Source organism: Bradyrhizobium sp. USDA 372, from assembly GCF_053629095.1.
In genome coordinates, this window is record NZ_JBRJHR010000001.1 from 4,120,541 (window position 1) to 4,137,848 (window position 17,308).

Here is a 17,308-nt window from a genome sequence, read left to right on the forward strand (position 1 = left end):
AGCCGTTTCGGGGATTGATCATGCGCTTTATCGATTACCTCGACAAAGGTGCCTCGCTCGGCGCCGCTGCGCCGTGCCTGACCATGGACGGGCGCGATCTCAGCTATCGCGAGGTGCAGTTGCTGAGCTACCGCGTCGCGCGCGGGCTCGCGCGATCGGGTATTGCTGCTGGCGAGAAGGTCGCAATCCTGTCTGGCAACGATCCGGTCGCGTTTGCGTGCGTGTTTGGCATCTCCCGCGCGGGCTCGGTTTGGTGCCCAATCAATCCGCGCAACGAGGCGGCCGAAAACCGGCTCATCCTCGACCAATTCGACTGCAGCCTGCTGCTGTTCCATTCAAGCTTCGCGCCGATGGTCGAGGCGGTGCGTGCAGAGCTGCCGAAGCTGCGCGTCCTCGTCTGCCTCGATGCCGAGTTGCCCTTCGCGCCCTCGTTCGACGGCTGGCTCGCTGGCCTCCCCACCGACCCATATCAACGCGAGACGGTCGACGATCTCGCGATGATTCCCGGCACCGGCGGCACCACCGGAAAGCCGAAGGGAGTCATGCTGTCGGGCCGCAACATCGAGGCCATGACGGCATTGACGCTGATGGGCTATCCCTTCAAGGGGCGTCCGGTCTATCTCGCGCTCGCGCCGTTGACCCATGCGGCCGGCGTGCTGTGTTTCCCGATCATGGCGCTCGGCGGTCGCATCGTGATCATGCATCACCCCGACATCGCCGAATTCCTCGATTTGATCGAGCGCTACCATGTCACGCACACCTTCCTGCCGCCGACATTGATCTACACATGCTGCTCGATCATCCCAGGCTCGACTCCGCGAAGCTCGGGTCTCTGCAATGCTTCTGGTACGGCGCGGCACCGATCTCGGCCGCACGGCTTGCAGAGGCGCTCCGGCGCATCGGGCCGATGGCGCAGCTGTTCGGTCAGACGGAAGCGCCGATGATGATTTCGATGATGGCACCTGGCGAGCATTACAATGCTGATGGCACGATCGCGATGGAGCGCCTCGCCTCGGCGGGGCGAATCAGCCCGTTGGTGCAGGCCGGCATCATGGATGGCGACGGCAACTTGCTGCCGACCGGTTCACGCGGCGAGATCGTGGTCCGCGGCTCGCTGGTGATGCAAGGCTACTACAAAAACCCTGAAGCCACGGCGGAGGCCTCCGCGCATGGCTGGCACCACACTGGCGACATCGGCTACGTCGACGACGAGGGTTACCTCTATATTGTCGACCGCGCCAAGGACATGATCATCACCGGCGGGTTCAACGTCTACTCGATCGAGGTCGAGAACGCGCTGCGGGCGCATGAGGCGGTGCAGGATTGCGCCGTGATCGGCCTTCCGGACGACAAATGGGGTGAGCGGATCGTCGCCGTGGTGCAGCCCCGTGCCGGCCAGAGCGTCGATGCGACGGCGCTGGCGGCCTTCGTCAAGCAGCGGATCGGCAGCGTCAAGACACCGAAGCAGATCGAAGTCTGGCACGATCTGCCGCGCTCCAAGGTCGGCAAGGTGCTGAAGCCGGATATCCGAGCGCGGCTGGCAGGTCGCTCCGGCGGTTAGTTAGTTCGAAAGCCGCTCCAGCACGTCGCGCACCAGCCCTTGCAGAAGATCGAGCTTGTAGGCCGTCATCGGCAATGGTTTGGCGCCCGAACTCGCCGCTTTCGCTGCTTCCGCGATCGATCTCGCATTGGCAGTCTTGCCACTGAGCGCGACTTCCACCGCGGTGAGGCGAAGCGGCACGGGCGCGACGCCGCCGGCAGCGAGACGCACGAGCTGGAACTTGCCGCCGGCGATCACGACGCGGGCGCAGAGCTCCACCAGCGGCCATTCCGCATAGGTCCGGCTGATCGCCCGCTTGTAGGAAGCGCGCTCGCCCTGAAGCGGAGCGGGAAGCGCAATGCTCTTGATCATCTCGCCTGCTGCGAGTGTATGATCGGCGTGCGAGACCGAGCCGTCGCCGAGCAGGCCTGCAATCGTCAATCCGCTGCGCCGGTCCGTGGTGATGGTCGCATCATAGGCGAGCAGAGCCGCCGCCATGGTCGAAGGATGCGGCGCGACGCACGGGCCGAGGTCGAAGGCAACGCCATAGAGATGATTGCCGGACCGGGCAGGGCAGGTGCTGCCGCCTTTCTTCAGGCAATCAATGTCGGCCCGGCGGAAATACCAGCAGCGTGAACGCTGCGCGAGATTGCCGCCGAGCGTTGCAACCTGGCGCACCTGTGGCGTGGCGAGCCCTTGCGCGCTCGCCGCAATACCGGGATAGGCAGCGGCGATGCGCGCGTCGGTCGCGATCGTGGCGATGGTGGTCAGCGCGCCGATCTGGGCTGCTCCGTCGGCGTCCCAGGTGATCGTCTTGTCGCCGCTGGCCGAGATATCGATCAGCATTCCCTGCGACACGCCGCTGCGGCGGCGTTCGCTGAAGTCGGTGCCTCCGGCGCGGAATTCCGGCGTGGGCTTGGCAGTGGGCTTGGCGGTCATGACGGCGACACTCATGCTGCATCCCTCCCTTTCAGCGCGGCGACCAGACGATCGGGCCGGAACGGAATTTCGGTCAGTCTCACGCCGATCGCATCGCGGATGGCGTTGGCGATCGCGGGCGAGGTCGGCACGGTGGCGACTTCGCCGATGCCGACGCTGCCGCCCGGCACATGCTCGAAACCGGCCTCGTCGAAATGCACTTCCAGTTTCGGCATGTCGGCAATCCCCGGAATGCGGTAATCCTCCATGCTGCCGCTCAGGATGTGGCCGCTCAAAGGATCGGTCTCCCGCGACTCATAGAGTGCGTAGCCGATGCCCTGGATCACCGCGCCCGCGGCCTGGCTTCGCGCCAGCGCCGGCGCGGCGAGCTTGCCGATCGCGAGGCCCGTATAGGCGTTGAGCACGCGCACATGGCCGAGCCAGGTATCGACCTCGACTTCCATCACCTGGACCGAGCTCGGCACGCCGGCGCCGACCACCATGTGGTTCATCAGACGCAGCACCCAACCGAACACCCGGCCCATGATGCCCGCCTCGTGCAGAGCGGGCCTGACGCCGGGCGGCGGCCTGCCGTCCTCCTGGCGTCTCGCCGACACGGCGATATCGGGAGAAGCCGCGATCATCTCGCGCCACGGCGCGTTCGAGCCCGGAGCAGGTGTGCGAGACGCGGTGCGCTTGATTTCCGCTTTCAGCTTGTCGATGGCAAGCAAGGTCGGCGGCACCACCGAGGCGGTGACGCGGCTGCCGCCGGAGCCAGGTCCGGGGGGCAGGTTGGAGCGGCCGATGCGAACGTCCACATCCTGCGGCTCGAGATCGAACGCCTTCGCGACGGTGTTCGCGATCACGCTGCGCGTGCCCGTGCCGATATCCTGTACCGCGCAGCTTGCGACGATGCGGCCGCCCTTGATCGCGAGTTCGACCGAGGAGCCGGTCTGCCAGAGATAGAGCCAGTAGCCGGTGGCGACGCCGACGCCGCGCCGGTAGCGGCCGGTTTGCGAGGCGGCCGGCTTGCGGCTCTTCCACACGTCGAGGCCGGCGGCCCAGTCGTACAATCGCTGGCGGTTGGGATCGGGATCCCAGAGCCTGCGCAATTGAATCGGATCGACCTTCATGCGCAGCGCCGCTTCGTCGACCGCCTGCTCCAGCGCAAACGACATCGGTGGACCGCCGGGGCCGCGGAACGGCGCGCCGGGCGGCAAATTGCTGAGCACGTCGAAGTCGACGAGCTCTTTTGCTTCGGCCGGATAGATCAGCCGCGCCAGGCCGGCGATCAGCGAGTTCACGGCGGCGCCGGTATCCGCATGGGCGGTGAGCGACAGCGCCTTGAGGCGGCCTTCCGCCGAAGGCAGCAAGGACAGCTTCAGCTCGGCGGCCGGACGATAGCCGGCGACGGAAAGCTCTTCTTCACGATCGAAGGCGACACGCACCGGCGCCTTCGCGGCGCGCGCAAGCTCGATTGCGGCGATGGTCTCCAGCCCGACGCTGCCCTTGGAGCCGAACCCGCCGCCGACATGATCGGCGATCACACGCACCTTGTCGTGCGGAAGGCCATAACGCTTGGCGATCTTCTCCATGCTCTCGTGAATGGCCTGGGTCGAGATGTGCACAATGAGCTGATCGCCATCGAACCTGGCCACCGCGGCATGTGGTTCGAGGCTTGCGTGCTGTTGCGTCGAGACGCGGAAGGTTTCCTCGACCAGCAGCGGATTGCGTTGCGCCCGCGCTTCGTCGAGCCAGCTCCTGGCCTGCTTGGCCTTTTGCGAGAACGGCGCCGAAGGCCCGCGCACATTGCCCTTCCACGACACCGGAGCGCCGCCGGCGCCCTCGGACACGTTGCCGGCACGTTTGCGGTCCTTCTTTTCGAACACGACTGGCGCATCGTCGCGTCGCGCTGCATCGAGCCCGATCACCGCGGGCAAAGGTTCGGGCTTGAAGCTGATCGCGGCAATTGCCTTCAGTGCGGTGCCGCGATCCCTGGCCGCGACGGCTGCAATCGGCGCGCCGACGAAGCGGACCATGTTGTCGTCGTCGAGCAGCGGAACGACCGCGGCAACACCGGCAATGGCGCGCGCCGGCGCCAGATCAAGCTCCGTGATCCTCGCATGCGCGACGTGCGCGCGCAGGATGACGCCTTCGAGCTGGCCGTCATGGCGGATGTCGACGGTGTAGCGGGCCAGTCCCGTCACCTTGTCGCGGGCTTCCAGCCGCGGCGCGATGGGATCGTTGCCGTCGAAGCGGCCTGAACAAGCCTCCGCCACCGCGCGAAAAATGCCTTCATAGGCGCCGCAGCGGCAGAGATGTCCCGATAGCGCGGCGGCGATCTCCTCGCGCGAGGGTGTCGCCGCGCCCCTGGTCGCGCGCCAGCCGTCATGGAAGGCGGTGGCTTCGACGACGAAGCCGGGCGTGCAGAAGCCGCATTGCAGGGCGTCGTGCGCCATGAACGCCTTCTGCACCGGATGCAATCCGGCTGCTCCGACGCCCTCGATGGTCGTCAGCGATTTGCCGGCGGCCGCCCGCGCCGGCAACAGGCAGCTCACGACGGGCGTGCCGTCGAGCAGCACGGTGCAGGCGCCGCAGACGCCGGAGCCGCAGACGAGTTTGGTGCCGGTGAGGCCGCCATCGCGGATCACGTCGATCAAGAGCGCATCCGGATCGTCGGGCAGCACCAGGGGCCGTCCATTGATGGTCGTGGTGGTCATTTTCGAACTCCCGGTTTGCGGTGGGACTTCTTTGCGGACGGCGCCATTGCGCCGGCGATCAGCATGCGCAGCATGGTCTCGAGCTGTTTCAGGAACGCGTCGACCGGCTGCATGGAAGGGAAAGCGGATTTGGTGCCGTGGATCGCCATCTCGACGCAGCGCGCGAGCTCGCGCACGCTGACGCCGCTTTCGAGGTTAAGCTTTCGCTTGCGGCACACCCGCGCGATCGTGGTTGCGATCTCGTCGGCGAAACGGTTGGAATAGCTCTGGTAGAGGTCGCGCGCCTGCGCGAGGTGCTCGGAAAACAGCTCCTCGGTGTGGGGCGAGTCCTTGAGCGAAGCGAGCAGCGACTGCATCCGCGCGCCGATTTCGGCGACCAGGATGTCGGCAAGCTCGAGGCCGGCCTCTTCCGCCGCCTTCGCTGCCGCGATTTCGGCAGCGAGCCCCTGCTCGTAGATCCGCTCGAGCACGGCGCGAAACAGCGCCTCCTTGGAGGCGAAGTGATGATAGAGCGCCTGCCGCGTCAGTCCGGCTTCCTCGGCCGCCTGCTCGATCGAGGAGCGGCGGAAGCCGTGGCGCCGGAACACGCGCAAGGCGGCGTCGAGGATCCGGTCCTGGGGAGGGGCCTTGGCCTGCATGTTGTCAGATTTGACAAAGATGCAGGAACTGTCAAATCACGGATTGATGAGGTCTCGTGCGCGCACGAAGGCCGCCCCGCACGCCAGGGCTATCGGAGTTGAGAGTTTTCCCCTGCGGCCATCCTTCAGACGCCCGCCTGAGGCGGGCTCCTCAGGATGAGGGCGGGGTGCGCGGCAGCAGTTTCAACGGGCACTGACGCTGATGAGCCTCATCCTGAGGAGGCGCGTCAGCGCCGTCTCGAAGGACGAGGCGTGCGCGCAGACCGCCGCCACAAGTCATATGTGATAGCCAGTGTCCCCACCCGGGCAGGGACATCACCTCTCAAATGAAAACGGGCACGCCTTCTTGCGAAGGCATGCCCGCCAAAACTCTATTCGTGCGACGCGCGTGCTTTAGTGCACGCTCACCGCTTGCAGCTCGTTGCTCCAGGCGTTGGCGACCGCGGCTTCCCGGCTGTCGGTCAGCATGATCGGCGTGCCGTCGGCGGCGTGGAGGGCGAACAGCTTGAGGCCCGGCGCGATCTTGGGCGCCTCGGGGAACAGGTCCGGCACGTCTTCGGAACGGATCTGCTTCACATAGGCGATATGGCCTTCGCCCAGGGTTGCCAGCGTCTCCGGAGAGACGTTCTTGGCTTCGTATTCGAACGCAACGTGACCTTCACTCATGGTCTCGACTCCTCTGGAACACTAAGCGGTCGAGTCCGCTACTCGTTCCATTATTCGTGCTCATTGATAGCGATTGTCTTAACGATCCGCTCCGGTTCAGGCCGGGCCAGATCGATCGACAACAGCCCGTTCTTCAGATCCGCACCCAGCACCAGCATCCCCTCCGCCAGCACGAAGGTGCGCTGGAAGTGGCGCGCGGCGATGCCGCGATGGATGTATTGCCGGGATTTGTCGTCCTGCTGCCGCCCGCGGATCACGAGCTGGTTTTCCTCAATGGTTACATCGAGTTGGTCGCGCGTAAATCCGGCGACCGCCAGCGTGATGCGCAAACGCTCGGGCTGGCCGTCCGTGCGGTCGCACCTCTCGATATTGTAGGGAGGATAACCGTCGGCGCCTTTGACGACCCGATCGAGCACGCGCTCGATCTCGTCGAAGCCCAGCAGGAAAGGACTGGAGAGCGTTGGAACACGAGACATAGTTTACAAAGTCCTCTCGAAGCGACTTTGGTGCATCAGGGCCCGCGAACGGCACCCCTTGATCAGCAATATGGGCATGTTCCCCTGTGGGTTCAAGCAGGTAGCGGGGATCGCTGTGGATGGGCGATTTTCCCCACTCGCCGGATGTCTCCGGTTCGTCATGGCCGGCATGACCAATTTCGAGGCGATTTATCCCAGCAAAAACAAACCCCCTCCTACTGTGCATGGGGTTGTTTTCGCACTTTTGTTGTCTGGCTCTTCGGATCCCCTCAGGCCTCGATCCGCTTCCGACCGTCGCCGCTGAACAGATGCAGCTTCGCCCGCACCGCCGCGACGCGGATTCTCGCGCCGATGGCGGGGGCCTGGGTTCCGGGAATGCGGACGATGACCTCGCCGGGCGGCAGCTCGCCGGGCGTGGCGGCGACGCGCTGGTCCTCCTGTTCGCGGGAGCCGTAGACGAAGGTTTCGGCGCCGACGCGCTCGATCGCTTCCACGGTGAGCGGCAGGGCGACGCCGCCGGCCGGCGTCTCGTCGGTGATGACAAAATCCTCCGGGCGGATGCCGAGGATGCCGGCATCGGCAGCAGTGCTGCCGGCGAGCTGCGAGCGGATCTCCTCGGGCCGCGTCGACATCAGGTTCATCGGCGGGGCGCCGATGAAGGAGGCGACGAAGGTCGTCGCCGGCTTCTCGTAGATCGCCAGCGGATTGCCGACCTGCTCGACCTGGCCGCCGTTCATCACGACGAGGATGTCGGCGAGCGTCATCGCCTCGAGCTGGTCATGGGTGACGTAGATCGACGTCGTGTTGAGCCGGCGCTGCAACTTGCGGATCTCGACCCGCATCGCGATGCGCAGCTTGGCGTCGAGGTTGGAGAGCGGCTCGTCGAACAAAAACACCTTCGGCTGGCGCACGATGGCGCGGCCCATGGCGACGCGCTGGCGCTGGCCGCCGGAGAGCTGGCGCGGCTTGCGCTCCAGCATGGCGGAGAGCTCGAGCACGCGCGCGGCTTCCTCGACCCGGGTCTTGATCTCGGCCTCGGCCATGCCGCGGTTGCGCAGGCCATAGGCCATGTTGTTGTAGACGCTCATATGCGGATAGAGCGCGTAGTTCTGGAACACCATCGCGATGTCGCGATCGGCGGGTTCGATCTGGTTGACGACGCGGCCGCCGATGTCGATCTCGCCGCCGGTGACCGTCTCCAGCCCCGCGACCATGCGCAGCAGCGTGGACTTGCCGCAGCCGCTTGGTCCGACCAGCACGCAGAACTGTCCGTCGCCGACATCGACGTCGACGCCCTTGATGGCCTCGAAGCCGCCGGGATAGGTTTTGCGGACGCTGCGCAGGGTGACGTTGGCCATAAGTCTCTACTTCTCCGTCTCGACCAGGCCGCGCACGAACAATTTCTGCATGGCGACGACGACGAACACCGGCGGCAGCATGGCCAGCACGGCGGTTGCCATCACGATCGGCCATTCGGTCAGCGCGTCGGTGGTGGTGATCATCTTGCGGATGCCGATCTGGATCGTCTGCATGTCGTCGCGCGTGGTGATCAAGAGCGGCCAGAGATATTGATTCCAGCCGAGAATGAACAGGATCACGAACAGCGCCGCCATGTTGGTGCGCGACAGCGGCAGCAGCGTATCCCAGAAGAAGCGCAAGGGGCCGGCGCCGTCGATGCGCGAGGCCTCCAACAGCTCGTCCGGCACGGTCATGAAGAACTGGCGGAACAGCAGCGTCGCGGTGGCCGATGCGATCAGCGGCAGCGACAGGCCGGCATAGCTGTCGAGCATGTGCAGGTCGGCGACGATCTTGTAGGTCGGATAGATGCGGACCTCGACCGGGAGCATCAGGGTGATGAAGATGAGCCAGAAGATCGGCATCCGGAACGGGAAGCGGAAATACACGATCGCATAGGCCGAGATGATCGAGATCGCGATCTTGCCCACCGCGATCAGCAGCGCCATCACCAGCGAGTTCAGCATCATGTTGCCGACCGGCTCGCGGGTCGAGCCGCTCGTGCCGACGAAGATGGTCTGGTAGTAGGTCTCGAAGAAGTGGCCGCCGGGCAGCAGCGACATCTGCCCGTTCGCGATCACCGCGTTGTCCTGGGTCGAGGCGACGATCGCGATGTAGACCGGGAAGGCGACGATCGCGATTCCGATCCATAGGATGATATGGGCGACGTAGCGCCGAAAGCCCTCTTCCTCGACCATCAGTAGGTCACCTTGCGTTCGACGAAGCGGAACTGGATGCCCGTGAGCACGATCACCATGATCATCAGGATCACCGACTGCGCCGCCGAGCTGCCGAGATTGCCGCCGAGCAGGCCGTCGGAATAGACCTTGTAGACCAGCGTCTCGGTCGACTTGCCGGGGCCGCCGCGGGTCATGGTGTCGATGATGCCGAACGTGTCGAAGAAGGCGTAGACGATGTTGACGACCAGGAGGAAGAAGATGGTCGGCGACAGCAGCGGGAAGGTCACGGTCCAGAACCTGCGCATCGGGCGCGCGCCGTCGATCGCGGCGGCCTCGAGCACGCTTCTGGGGATGCTCTGCAGGCCGGCGAGGAAGAACAGGAAGTTGTAGGAGATCTGCTTCCAGGCGGCGGCCAGGATGATCAGCGATGCGGCCTGGTCGCCGTCGAGCAGCGGATTCCAGTCGATGCCCAGCGTCCGCAGGTACCGCGAGAGCACGCCGAGCGAGGGATGCAGCATGAAGATCCAGAGCACGCCGACCACGGGCGGCGCCACCGCATAGGGCCAGATCAGCAGCGTGCGGTAGAGCATCGAGCCGCGCAGCGGCTTGTCCGCCATCACGGCGAGCAGCAGCGCGAACGACAGCGACGACACCGCGATCGCGAACGAGAAGAAGAAGGTGCGCAGGATCGCCTCGAAATAGGCGCGCTCCCTGAACAGCTCGAGATAATTGTCGAACCAGACGAAGCTGGTCGAGAGGCCGAAGGCGTCCTGGAGCAGGAAGGACTGGATCACCGCCTGCAAGGCCGGCCAGTAGAAGAAAATCAGGACGATCGCGAGCTGCGGCGCAACCAGCGCATAGGGCAACAGCTTCGACTGGAAAATGGCTTGCTTTTGCATGATGCCCCAGAAGCGGCAGGCCGGTGACGGCCTGCCGCTGGTCGCCTTACTTCACGGCGGTCTTTTCGAACTGGCGCAGCATGGTGTTGCCGCGCTCGACGGCGGCGTCCAGCGCCTGCTTGGCGGTCTTCTTGCCGGCCAGCGCCTGCTCGATCTCCTCCGCCCAGACGTCACGGAGCTGCACCATGTTGCCGAGGCGCAGGCGCGCGCGAGTTCTCGGTCGGCTCCTTGTTGGTCAGCTCGAGCAGCGGCGTCTCGAGATAGGGCTGGTCCTTGTAGAAGCCCTCGGCCTTGGCCTTATCATAGGCCGCCTTGGTGATCGGCAGATAGCCGGAGGCCTTGTGGATGTAGACCTGGCGATCGGTGTCCGAGAGGAAGGTGAGGAACTTCGCGACGCCCTTGTAATCGTCCGCCGGCTTGCCGCCCATCACCCAGAGCGAGGCACCGCCGATGATCGAGTTCTGCGGCGCGCCCTTGGCGTCCGGATAATAGGGCATCGGCACCGCGGTGAAGGCGAACTTGGCCTGCGCCTTGACGTTGCCGAAGAACGCCGACGAGGTCAGGTAGAGCGGGCATTCGCCCGACGTGAAGCGGCCTTCGCCGGTATTGGTGCGGCCGGCATAGTCGTAGGTCTTGTCCTTCTGGAGCTCGACCAGGTTTTCGAGATGCTTGACCTGGAGCGGTCCGTTGAAGGAGAGCACGGTGTCGAAGCCGTCGAGGCCGTTGGCCTTGGTCGCCAGCGGCACGTTGTGCCAGGCGGACAGCTGCTCGAGATTGACCCAGGTGATCCAGGAATTGGAGAAGCCGCAGGTGGCATGGCCGGCCGCCTTCAGCTTCTTGGCGGCGTCGAACACGTCAGGCCAGGTCTTCGGGATCTCGACATTGGCCTTCTTCAGCTCGTCGAGGTTGACCCACATCACGGTCGACGACGAGTTGAAGGGGAAGGACAGCATCTCGCCCTTCGAGGTCGAGTAGTAGCCGGTGATCGCGGGAAGATAGGCCTTCGGATCGAACTTCTCGCCGGTCTCGGCCATCAGCTTGTACACCGGCTTCACGGCGCCGGTCGCAGCCATCATGGTGGCGGTGCCGACCTCGAACACCTGCATGATGTGCGGCGCGTTGCCGGCGCGGAACGCGGCGATGCCGGCGTTCATCGTATCGGCGTAGTTGCCCTTGTAGGTCGGGATCACCTTGTAGTCGCTCTGCGTGGTGTTGAAGTCGTTGGCGAGCTTGACGATGACGTCGTTGTTGGCGCCGGTCATCGCGTGCCACCACTGGATTTCGGTCACGGCAAGTGCCGGCGAGGCGCCGAGACCAACCGTGAGCGCGACAGCCGCAGCCGCGCCAAAATGTCGAAGAGCCATCAAGAAAACCTCCCTTGCCCGTCACTAAGAAGCGCTTGCGCTAGCAGCGCCATATGACGTTCACATGACTGTGTAAGCGGGAGAAACGAAAGCAGCAAGCGCCGGCAAATGGGAAGTCGTCAAATAGGCGAAACACGGAGCGGTCAGCCACCGCCGTTCGCGCTGCACATGCGTGCGCGCGCCGCAGTGCGGCATTGGTTGATGTGAAGGGTGAGGGCCCCTAGCGTTTCCGCGCGGGACCGCAGACCGTGCCTTTTTCGACCATCGCGTCGATCTCGGCCTTGGAGTAGCCGAACTCACCCAGCACCTCGGCGGCGTGCTGGCTGAATTTGGGCGGCACGCGGCGCAGGCTGGGCTTGCTGCGGTCAAGCCGGATCGGCGAGGCGACGCCCTTGTACCAGTCCTTCTCGATAATATCGCCACGCGCGATCGTGTGCGGGTTGGTCAGCGCCTGGTCGATCTTCTGCACGGGGCCAGCGGGCAGGCCGGCCGCGAGCAGGCGGTTGCACAGCGGCTCGGCCTCGTGCTGGCTGAACACGGCGGCAAGCTCGGCGCGCAGCGCCTCGCGATTGGCGATGCGGTCCTTGTTGCGGGCAAAGCGCGGGTCGGTGCCGAGCTCGGGCTTGCCGATCTCCTTGGCGAGCTTGCGGAAGGTGCCGTCGTTGCCGACGCCGATGAAGATGTTGTCGGTCTTGGTCGGGAAGATGGCGTAAGGCACGAGGTTCGGATGCTCGTTGCCGGTGAGCGAGGGCGGCTTGCCATGCATGAAATAATTCGCGGTGTGCGGATGCATGATGGCAAGGCCGGTCTCGTACAACGTCGTCTCCAGGAACTGGCCCTTGCCCGAACGCTGCCGCTCCGACAGCGCCATCAGGATGCCGATCGCCGCATAAAGTCCGGTGGTGATGTCGACCAGCGGCACGCCGATCCGCATCGGCCCGCTCTCGGGCGAGCCGGTCGCCGCGATCATGCCGGTCATGGCCTGGATGATGGCGTCATAGCCTGGGTTGCCGCCGCGCGGGCCGTCAGCGCCGAAGCCGCAGATCCGGCAATGCACGAGGCGCGGAAATTTCTTGCCGAGGACGTCGTTGCCGATGCCCCATTTCTCCAGCGTGCCCGGCTTGAAATTCTCGATCAGGACGTCGGCCGTTTCCAGCATCTTCAGCAGCACGACACGCCCGCCTTCGGAGGCGAGGTCGAGGCCGATCGAGCGCTTGTTGCGGTTGATGCCGACGAAATAGGCCGCATCCTCCTCGTGGAACGGAGGGCCCCATTCGCGCACCTCGTCGCCCGCGGGCGGCTCGACCTTGATCACGTCGGCGCCGTGGTCGGCGAGGATCTGGGTGCAGTAGGGACCGCCGAGCACACGCGTGAGATCGATGACGCGCAGTCCGCTCATGGCACCCGTTGCGGCTTCAGAACTCATGCCTTCGCTTCTCCTGTGTCGGTCGTTCGAGCACAGGCCTAGCGAGGTTTGTTTGCGCCAGCAATGGGCCCTCGCGTAGGGCCGCATGCGCGGCTGCGCTGCCATGCCGCGCGGTGGCAAATTCAGTCGGAAGCGGCCGGCCCGAGGGGGATCCCGGGCCAGCCAATCCGTTCTGCCGATCAGACGACCGTCAGGCGAACGTCGACATTGCCGCGCGTGGCATTGGAGTACGGGCACACCTGGTGGGCCTTGGCGACCAGCGCCTCGGCCTCCGCGCGGGCAAGGCCCGGCAGCGAGACGGCAAGATCGATGTCGAGGCCGAAGCCGCCTTCCGAGCGCGGGCCGATGCCGACGGTCGAGGTGACGGAGGCATCGGCCGGAACCTTCGGGCCGCCCTGCGAAGCCACGAACTTCATCGCGCCGATGAAGCAGGCAGCATAGCCCGCCGCGAACAGCTGCTCGGGATTGTTGCCGGCGCCGCCGCCACCGCCGAGCTCCTTCGGCGTGGTGAGTTTGACGTCGAGCGCGCCGTCGAGGGTCGCAGCATGGCCGTCGCGGCCGCCGGTGGCCTTGGCGCTGGTCTTGTAGAGGACGTTCACGGACATTTTCGTCTCCTCGGGTCTTTCCAGGTTGGGGTGTGAGCTTTATCGCAGGCAATTAGATTGCGCGCAATCTAAATCGGCGCGTCTCACATTTAATTGTTCGCAATTGAATGCGCCGCCGGCCGGGCCCAGAATGGGAGAAACGCACGAGATTCGTCATGGCCCGGAAATCAACGGCGGTCGACCCGCTTCGCCTCGACAACCAGATCTGCTTCGCGGTCTATTCCGCCACGCACGCCTTCAACCGCGTCTACAAGCCGCTGCTCGATCGGCTCGGCCTGACCTATCCGCAATATCTGGTCATGCTGGTGCTGTGGGAGCGCGACGACGTGCCGGTGAAGGACATCGGCGAGAAGCTGTTCCTGGATTCGGGCACGCTGACGCCGCTGCTCAAGCGGCTCGAGGCCGCCCATCTCGTCAAGCGCACCCGCTCGCGCGAGGACGAACGCCAGGTGTTGATCGCCTTGACGCCGCAGGGCCATGCACTGAAGGAAAAGGCGCGCGCCGTGCCGCACTCGATCCTGGCGGCATCGGACTGCTCGGTGTCGGAGCTGGTGGCGATGAAAGACGAGATCGTCGCGCTGAGGGATCGGCTGAATGCGGTGATCGGGGAGTAGGGGTTAGAGCCGCTTCTTGGCGAAGGCGCGACCGGACGCTGACTTCAAGTACTTCTCGAATGCGACGGCCTGCTTCTCGTTGCTGAATGCGACGTAAGTCTTGAGACGCCAAGGCCCGTATTTCGAGGTGTGGGGCGCCTCGCCAGCATTGTGCTTTGCTAGTCTGGTTCGCAGGTCGTCGGTGATCCCGACATAAAAGTGAAGGGAATCGAGGCTCTCAGAATGTAGACGTATTTCACGGCACACTCCCCAGTCGTCGAGGGGGAGCTTACACCCGCGTTCTATCTGATGGGGCCCGGCTTCGCCCTTCGGGCTACGCCGCGGCAGCCTTCGCTCACTTCGCTACGATGGAGCGGGGCTGGCTTGCCGAGCCGTAGCTCGCGAAGCGAGCGAAGGCTGGTGGAGCCAGGCGGGATCGAACCGCCGACCTCTTGCATGCCATGCAAGCGCTCTCCCAGCTGAGCTATGGCCCCTTAACCTTAGACGGGGTGAACCTGGTCGATCACCCCGGACCGGCGAGCCTTTCCGACTCGCGCGGTGCACCCTTTTTCACAGATCAGGGCTGATCTCAAGTCTCTTCATCACCTCCGACATCACCAATGATGTCGGTCACGTCCTCATCGCCCTCTTCCTCGTCGGCAATGAAGGTCGAATCGTCGTCATCATCGTCGTCGAGGGTCTCGTCGACCTCGATATCGTCCTCCGATTCGGGCACGACGGCCTTGACCTTGCCGGTGTTCTCCTCGGCATCGGCCTCCTCGAGCGAGACCAATTCCTCGGCCTCTGCCGGCTCCGGCGCGTTGTCCTGGGCCATGTTGCGGGCCTCGGCCCCACGAGGCGCGCGCGCAGGAGCAACCGGAGCGATCGGCACCACTTCGCCGGTATAGGGCGAGATCACCGGATTCTTGTTGAGGTCATAGAACTTCTTGCCCGTGGTCGGGCAAATACGTTTGGTTCCGAGTTCGGACTTGGCCACGGCAGGAATCCTGGGAATGTCTGAAAAGCGGTGCTTCACTTGGCTAGTTGGCGGCCCGCTGTCAATAGCGCATTACGGGAGAACGACATGCCCGTGACGGGGCGCGGACCATGTGATACCTGCGCGCCAGCCCATCGGGCCTATTCAAGGACACAATCTTGACCCATTCCGACCAACCGAGACCGCTCCAGTCTCGCGCCAGCGGTCCCCTGACCGGGAAAGTACGGGTGCCCGGCGACAAGTCGATCTCCCACCGCGCCCTGATCCTGGGCGCGCTCGCGGTCGGCGAGACCAGAATTTCGGGCCTGCTCGAGGGCGAGGACGTCCTCAACACTGCCAAATCGATGCAGGCGCTGGGCGCCAGGGTCGAGCGCACCGGCGATTTCGCCTGGAGGGTCAACGGCGTCGGGGTCGGAGGCTTCGCCCAGCCCAGGGCGCCGCTGGATTTCGGCAATTCCGGCACCGGCTGCCGGCTGGTCATGGGCGCCGCCGCCGGCTGCCCGATTTCGGCGGTGTTCGACGGCGATGCCTCGCTGCGCAGCCGTCCCATGCGCCGGATCCTCGATCCCTTGGAAAAGATGGGTGCCAAGGTCACCGCGGGCAGCGAGGGCGGGCGCCTGCCGCTGACCCTCCAGGGCGCGCGCGATCCGCTGCCGATCACCTACAAGACCCCGGTCGCCTCGGCCCAGATCAAATCGGCCGTGCTGCTGGCGGGCCTGGCTGCTCCCGGCGCCACCACGGTGATCGAGACCGAGGCCAGCCGCGACCACACCGAGCTGATGCTGAGGCATTTCGGTGCCGACATCACCTCGGTCCAGGAAGGCCAGCACGGCCGCCGCATCACGCTGGTCGGCCAGCCCGAGCTGCACGGCGCCAATGTCGTGGTGCCCGCCGATCCCTCGTCGGCCGCCTTCCCGATCGTCGCGGCGCTGATCGTCGAGGGCTCCGATGTCGTGCTGTCCGATGTCATGACCAATCCGCTGCGCACCGGCCTGTTCACCACGCTGCGCGAAATGGGCGCCTCCATCGAGGAGAGCGAAGTGCGGGGCGATGCCGGCGAGCCGATGGCGCAATTGCGCGTGCGCGCCTCGAAACTGCGCGGCGTCGAGGTGCCGCCGGAGCGCGCGCCGTCGATGATCGACGAATATCTGGTGCTGGCGGTGGCGGCGTCGTTCGCCGAAGGCACCACGATCATGCGCGGCCTGCAGGAGCTGCGCGTCAAGGAATCCGATCGCCTGGAGGCGACCGCCGCCATGCTCCGCGTCAACGGTGTCAAGGTCGAGGTCTCCGGCGACGATCTGATCGTCGAGGGCCGCGGCCACGTCCCGGGTGGCGGCACTGTCGCCACCCACATGGACCATCGCATCGCGATGTCCGCGCTGGTGATGGGCTGCGCCTCCGATCAGCCCGTGACCGTCGACGACACCGCCTTCATCGCCACCAGCTTTCCGGATTTCATTCCGATGATGCGTTCGTTAGGGGCCGAGTTCTCATGATCATCGCCATCGACGGGCCCGCGGCCTCGGGCAAGGGGACGCTCGGCAAGCGTCTCGCCCACCATTACGGCTATCGTCATCTCGATACCGGCGTGATCTATCGTGCGGTGGCCTATGCCCTGATGCAGTCAGGGCACGATCTCAACGACGAGGCGGCTGCGGTGCAGGCCGCATTGGAGCTCGATCCCGAAAAGTTCGGCAATCCTGCGCTGAAGACCCAGAAAGCCGGCGAGGGCGCCTCGATCGTCTCGGCAATCCCTCGGGTTCGCGAGGTTCTGGTCAATTTCCAGCGGCAATTCGCCGCCGATCCGCCGGGCGCCGTGCTCGACGGCCGGGATATTGGAACCGTGATCTGCCCCCACGCCGACGTGAAGATCTTCGTGGTCGCCGACCCCAAGGTCCGCGCCCGTCGCCGCACCATGGAAGCCAGGGCGCGGGGCGAGGATGCGGACGAGGCGGCCGTGCTCGCCGACATCCTCCAGCGCGACGAACGCGACAAGAACCGGCCGATTGCGCCTTTAAAACCGGCCCCGGATGCTTACTTGCTAGATAACTCCCAACTGGATATAGAAGGCGGCGTCCGGGCCGCCATCGACATTATCGAGGCTGTCCGAGCGGGCCGGTCGCGGGGTTAAGCCGCCGCCGTCATTGGAGGAAGTGCCCGCTCCCGCTCTTTGAGGTCGATACGCTTCGTCCCGGTTTCGGGACCGGCGCGATCCAGGTTCCGGACAAAGCTTTCAACGTATCGAACGCGCGGGCCTCAGCCGGCCCGCTT

16 protein-coding genes, 1 tRNA gene and 2 pseudogenes are annotated in these 17,308 nt (G+C 65.2%); 5 read left to right on the top strand and 14 right to left on the bottom strand.

Annotated elements, in window-relative coordinates; genetic code table 11:
- The first annotated feature begins 20 nt into the window (after positions 1 to 20).
- On the top strand, positions 21 to 944 hold the full coding sequence (locus AB7M16_RS19475) for an AMP-binding protein (RefSeq protein WP_453944939.1): 924 nt from the start codon (positions 21 to 23) through the stop codon (positions 942 to 944).
- Complete coding sequence (locus tag AB7M16_RS19480) at positions 833 to 1,561, top strand: AMP-binding enzyme (RefSeq protein ID WP_453947228.1); 729 nt, start codon at positions 833 to 835, stop codon at positions 1,559 to 1,561. The genes AB7M16_RS19475 and AB7M16_RS19480 overlap by 112 nt, the downstream gene beginning before the upstream one ends.
- Here the strand turns inward: AB7M16_RS19480 and AB7M16_RS19485 are convergent, their stop codons facing one another.
- The 11 genes and pseudogenes from AB7M16_RS19485 to AB7M16_RS19535 all read right to left on the bottom strand — a co-directional run bounded on the left by AB7M16_RS19485 (position 1,562) and on the right by AB7M16_RS19535 (position 13,447).
- On the bottom strand, positions 1,562 to 2,494 hold the full coding sequence (locus tag AB7M16_RS19485; RefSeq protein ID WP_453944941.1) for an FAD binding domain-containing protein: 933 nt from the start codon (positions 2,492 to 2,494) through the stop codon (positions 1,562 to 1,564).
- Positions 2,491 to 5,178 carry a molybdopterin-dependent oxidoreductase gene (locus AB7M16_RS19490; protein ID WP_453944942.1) on the bottom strand — a complete coding sequence of 896 codons (2,688 nt, stop codon included), beginning with the start codon at positions 5,176 to 5,178 and terminating at the stop codon, positions 2,491 to 2,493. Before AB7M16_RS19490 ends, AB7M16_RS19485 begins: the two co-directional genes overlap by 4 nt.
- Complete coding sequence (locus AB7M16_RS19495) at positions 5,175 to 5,816, bottom strand: TetR/AcrR family transcriptional regulator (RefSeq protein WP_212257933.1); 642 nt, start codon at positions 5,814 to 5,816, stop codon at positions 5,175 to 5,177. The genes AB7M16_RS19490 and AB7M16_RS19495 overlap by 4 nt, the downstream gene beginning before the upstream one ends.
- Positions 5,817 to 6,209: 393 nt before the next feature.
- On the bottom strand, positions 6,210 to 6,482 hold the full coding sequence (locus AB7M16_RS19500) for a BQ00720 family protein (protein ID WP_018645064.1): 273 nt from the start codon (positions 6,480 to 6,482) through the stop codon (positions 6,210 to 6,212).
- Positions 6,483 to 6,532: 50 nt separating this feature from the next.
- The gene (locus AB7M16_RS19505) at positions 6,533 to 6,958 is read right to left on the bottom strand and encodes an Hsp20 family protein (RefSeq protein WP_025032962.1); all 426 of its coding nucleotides are present in this window, start codon (positions 6,956 to 6,958) and stop codon (positions 6,533 to 6,535) included.
- 269 nt (positions 6,959 to 7,227) lie between these two features.
- Positions 7,228 to 8,316 carry a sn-glycerol-3-phosphate import ATP-binding protein UgpC gene (locus AB7M16_RS19510; protein ID WP_212257731.1) on the bottom strand — a complete coding sequence of 363 codons (1,089 nt, stop codon included), beginning with the start codon at positions 8,314 to 8,316 and terminating at the stop codon, positions 7,228 to 7,230.
- Positions 8,317 to 8,322: 6 nt separating this feature from the next.
- Positions 8,323 to 9,171, bottom strand: a complete 849-nt coding sequence (gene ugpE / locus AB7M16_RS19515; RefSeq protein ID WP_172788610.1) for a sn-glycerol-3-phosphate ABC transporter permease UgpE — start codon at positions 9,169 to 9,171, stop codon at positions 8,323 to 8,325.
- Positions 9,171 to 10,052, bottom strand: coding sequence for a sn-glycerol-3-phosphate ABC transporter permease UgpA (ugpA, locus tag AB7M16_RS19520; protein ID WP_260381527.1), 882 nt, complete (start codon positions 10,050 to 10,052; stop codon positions 9,171 to 9,173). The genes ugpE and ugpA overlap by 1 nt, the downstream gene beginning before the upstream one ends.
- A 46-nt stretch (positions 10,053 to 10,098) precedes the next feature.
- Positions 10,099 to 11,416, bottom strand: a pseudogene (gene ugpB / locus AB7M16_RS19525) (sn-glycerol-3-phosphate ABC transporter substrate-binding protein UgpB).
- Positions 11,417 to 11,636: 220 nt separating this feature from the next.
- Positions 11,637 to 12,842, bottom strand: coding sequence for a CaiB/BaiF CoA transferase family protein (locus AB7M16_RS19530; protein WP_453944943.1), 1,206 nt, complete (start codon positions 12,840 to 12,842; stop codon positions 11,637 to 11,639).
- Between the two features lie 179 nt (positions 12,843 to 13,021).
- Positions 13,022 to 13,447: an organic hydroperoxide resistance protein gene (locus AB7M16_RS19535; RefSeq protein WP_018645071.1), complete on the bottom strand. Its 426-nt coding sequence runs from the start codon at positions 13,445 to 13,447 to the stop codon at positions 13,022 to 13,024.
- Positions 13,448 to 13,602: 155 nt separating this feature from the next.
- Between AB7M16_RS19535 and AB7M16_RS19540 the strand changes: the two genes are divergently transcribed.
- Positions 13,603 to 14,061, top strand: coding sequence for a MarR family winged helix-turn-helix transcriptional regulator (locus AB7M16_RS19540; protein ID WP_172788607.1), 459 nt, complete (start codon positions 13,603 to 13,605; stop codon positions 14,059 to 14,061).
- Positions 14,062 to 14,064: 3 nt separating this feature from the next.
- On the opposite strand, the pseudogene AB7M16_RS19545 reads toward AB7M16_RS19540, so the two are convergent.
- The 3 genes and pseudogenes from AB7M16_RS19545 to AB7M16_RS19555 all read right to left on the bottom strand — a co-directional run bounded on the left by AB7M16_RS19545 (position 14,065) and on the right by AB7M16_RS19555 (position 15,037).
- Positions 14,065 to 14,300: pseudogene (locus AB7M16_RS19545) on the bottom strand (GIY-YIG nuclease family protein).
- A gap of 158 nt (positions 14,301 to 14,458) precedes the next feature.
- Positions 14,459 to 14,534 (bottom strand) — tRNA-Ala (locus tag AB7M16_RS19550).
- A 95-nt stretch (positions 14,535 to 14,629) separates the two neighbouring features.
- Positions 14,630 to 15,037: a TIGR02300 family protein gene (locus AB7M16_RS19555; protein ID WP_172788606.1), complete on the bottom strand. Its 408-nt coding sequence runs from the start codon at positions 15,035 to 15,037 to the stop codon at positions 14,630 to 14,632.
- 158 nt (positions 15,038 to 15,195) lie between these two features.
- Between AB7M16_RS19555 and aroA the strand changes: the two genes are divergently transcribed.
- Both aroA and cmk read left to right on the top strand, forming a co-directional pair.
- Entirely contained in the window at positions 15,196 to 16,533 is a 1,338-nt protein-coding gene (aroA, locus tag AB7M16_RS19560) for a 3-phosphoshikimate 1-carboxyvinyltransferase (protein WP_453944944.1), read from the top strand.
- Positions 16,530 to 17,168: a (d)CMP kinase gene (gene cmk / locus AB7M16_RS19565; protein ID WP_172788604.1), complete on the top strand. Its 639-nt coding sequence runs from the start codon at positions 16,530 to 16,532 to the stop codon at positions 17,166 to 17,168. The genes aroA and cmk overlap by 4 nt, the downstream gene beginning before the upstream one ends.
- The last annotated feature ends 140 nt before the right edge of the window (positions 17,169 to 17,308 follow it).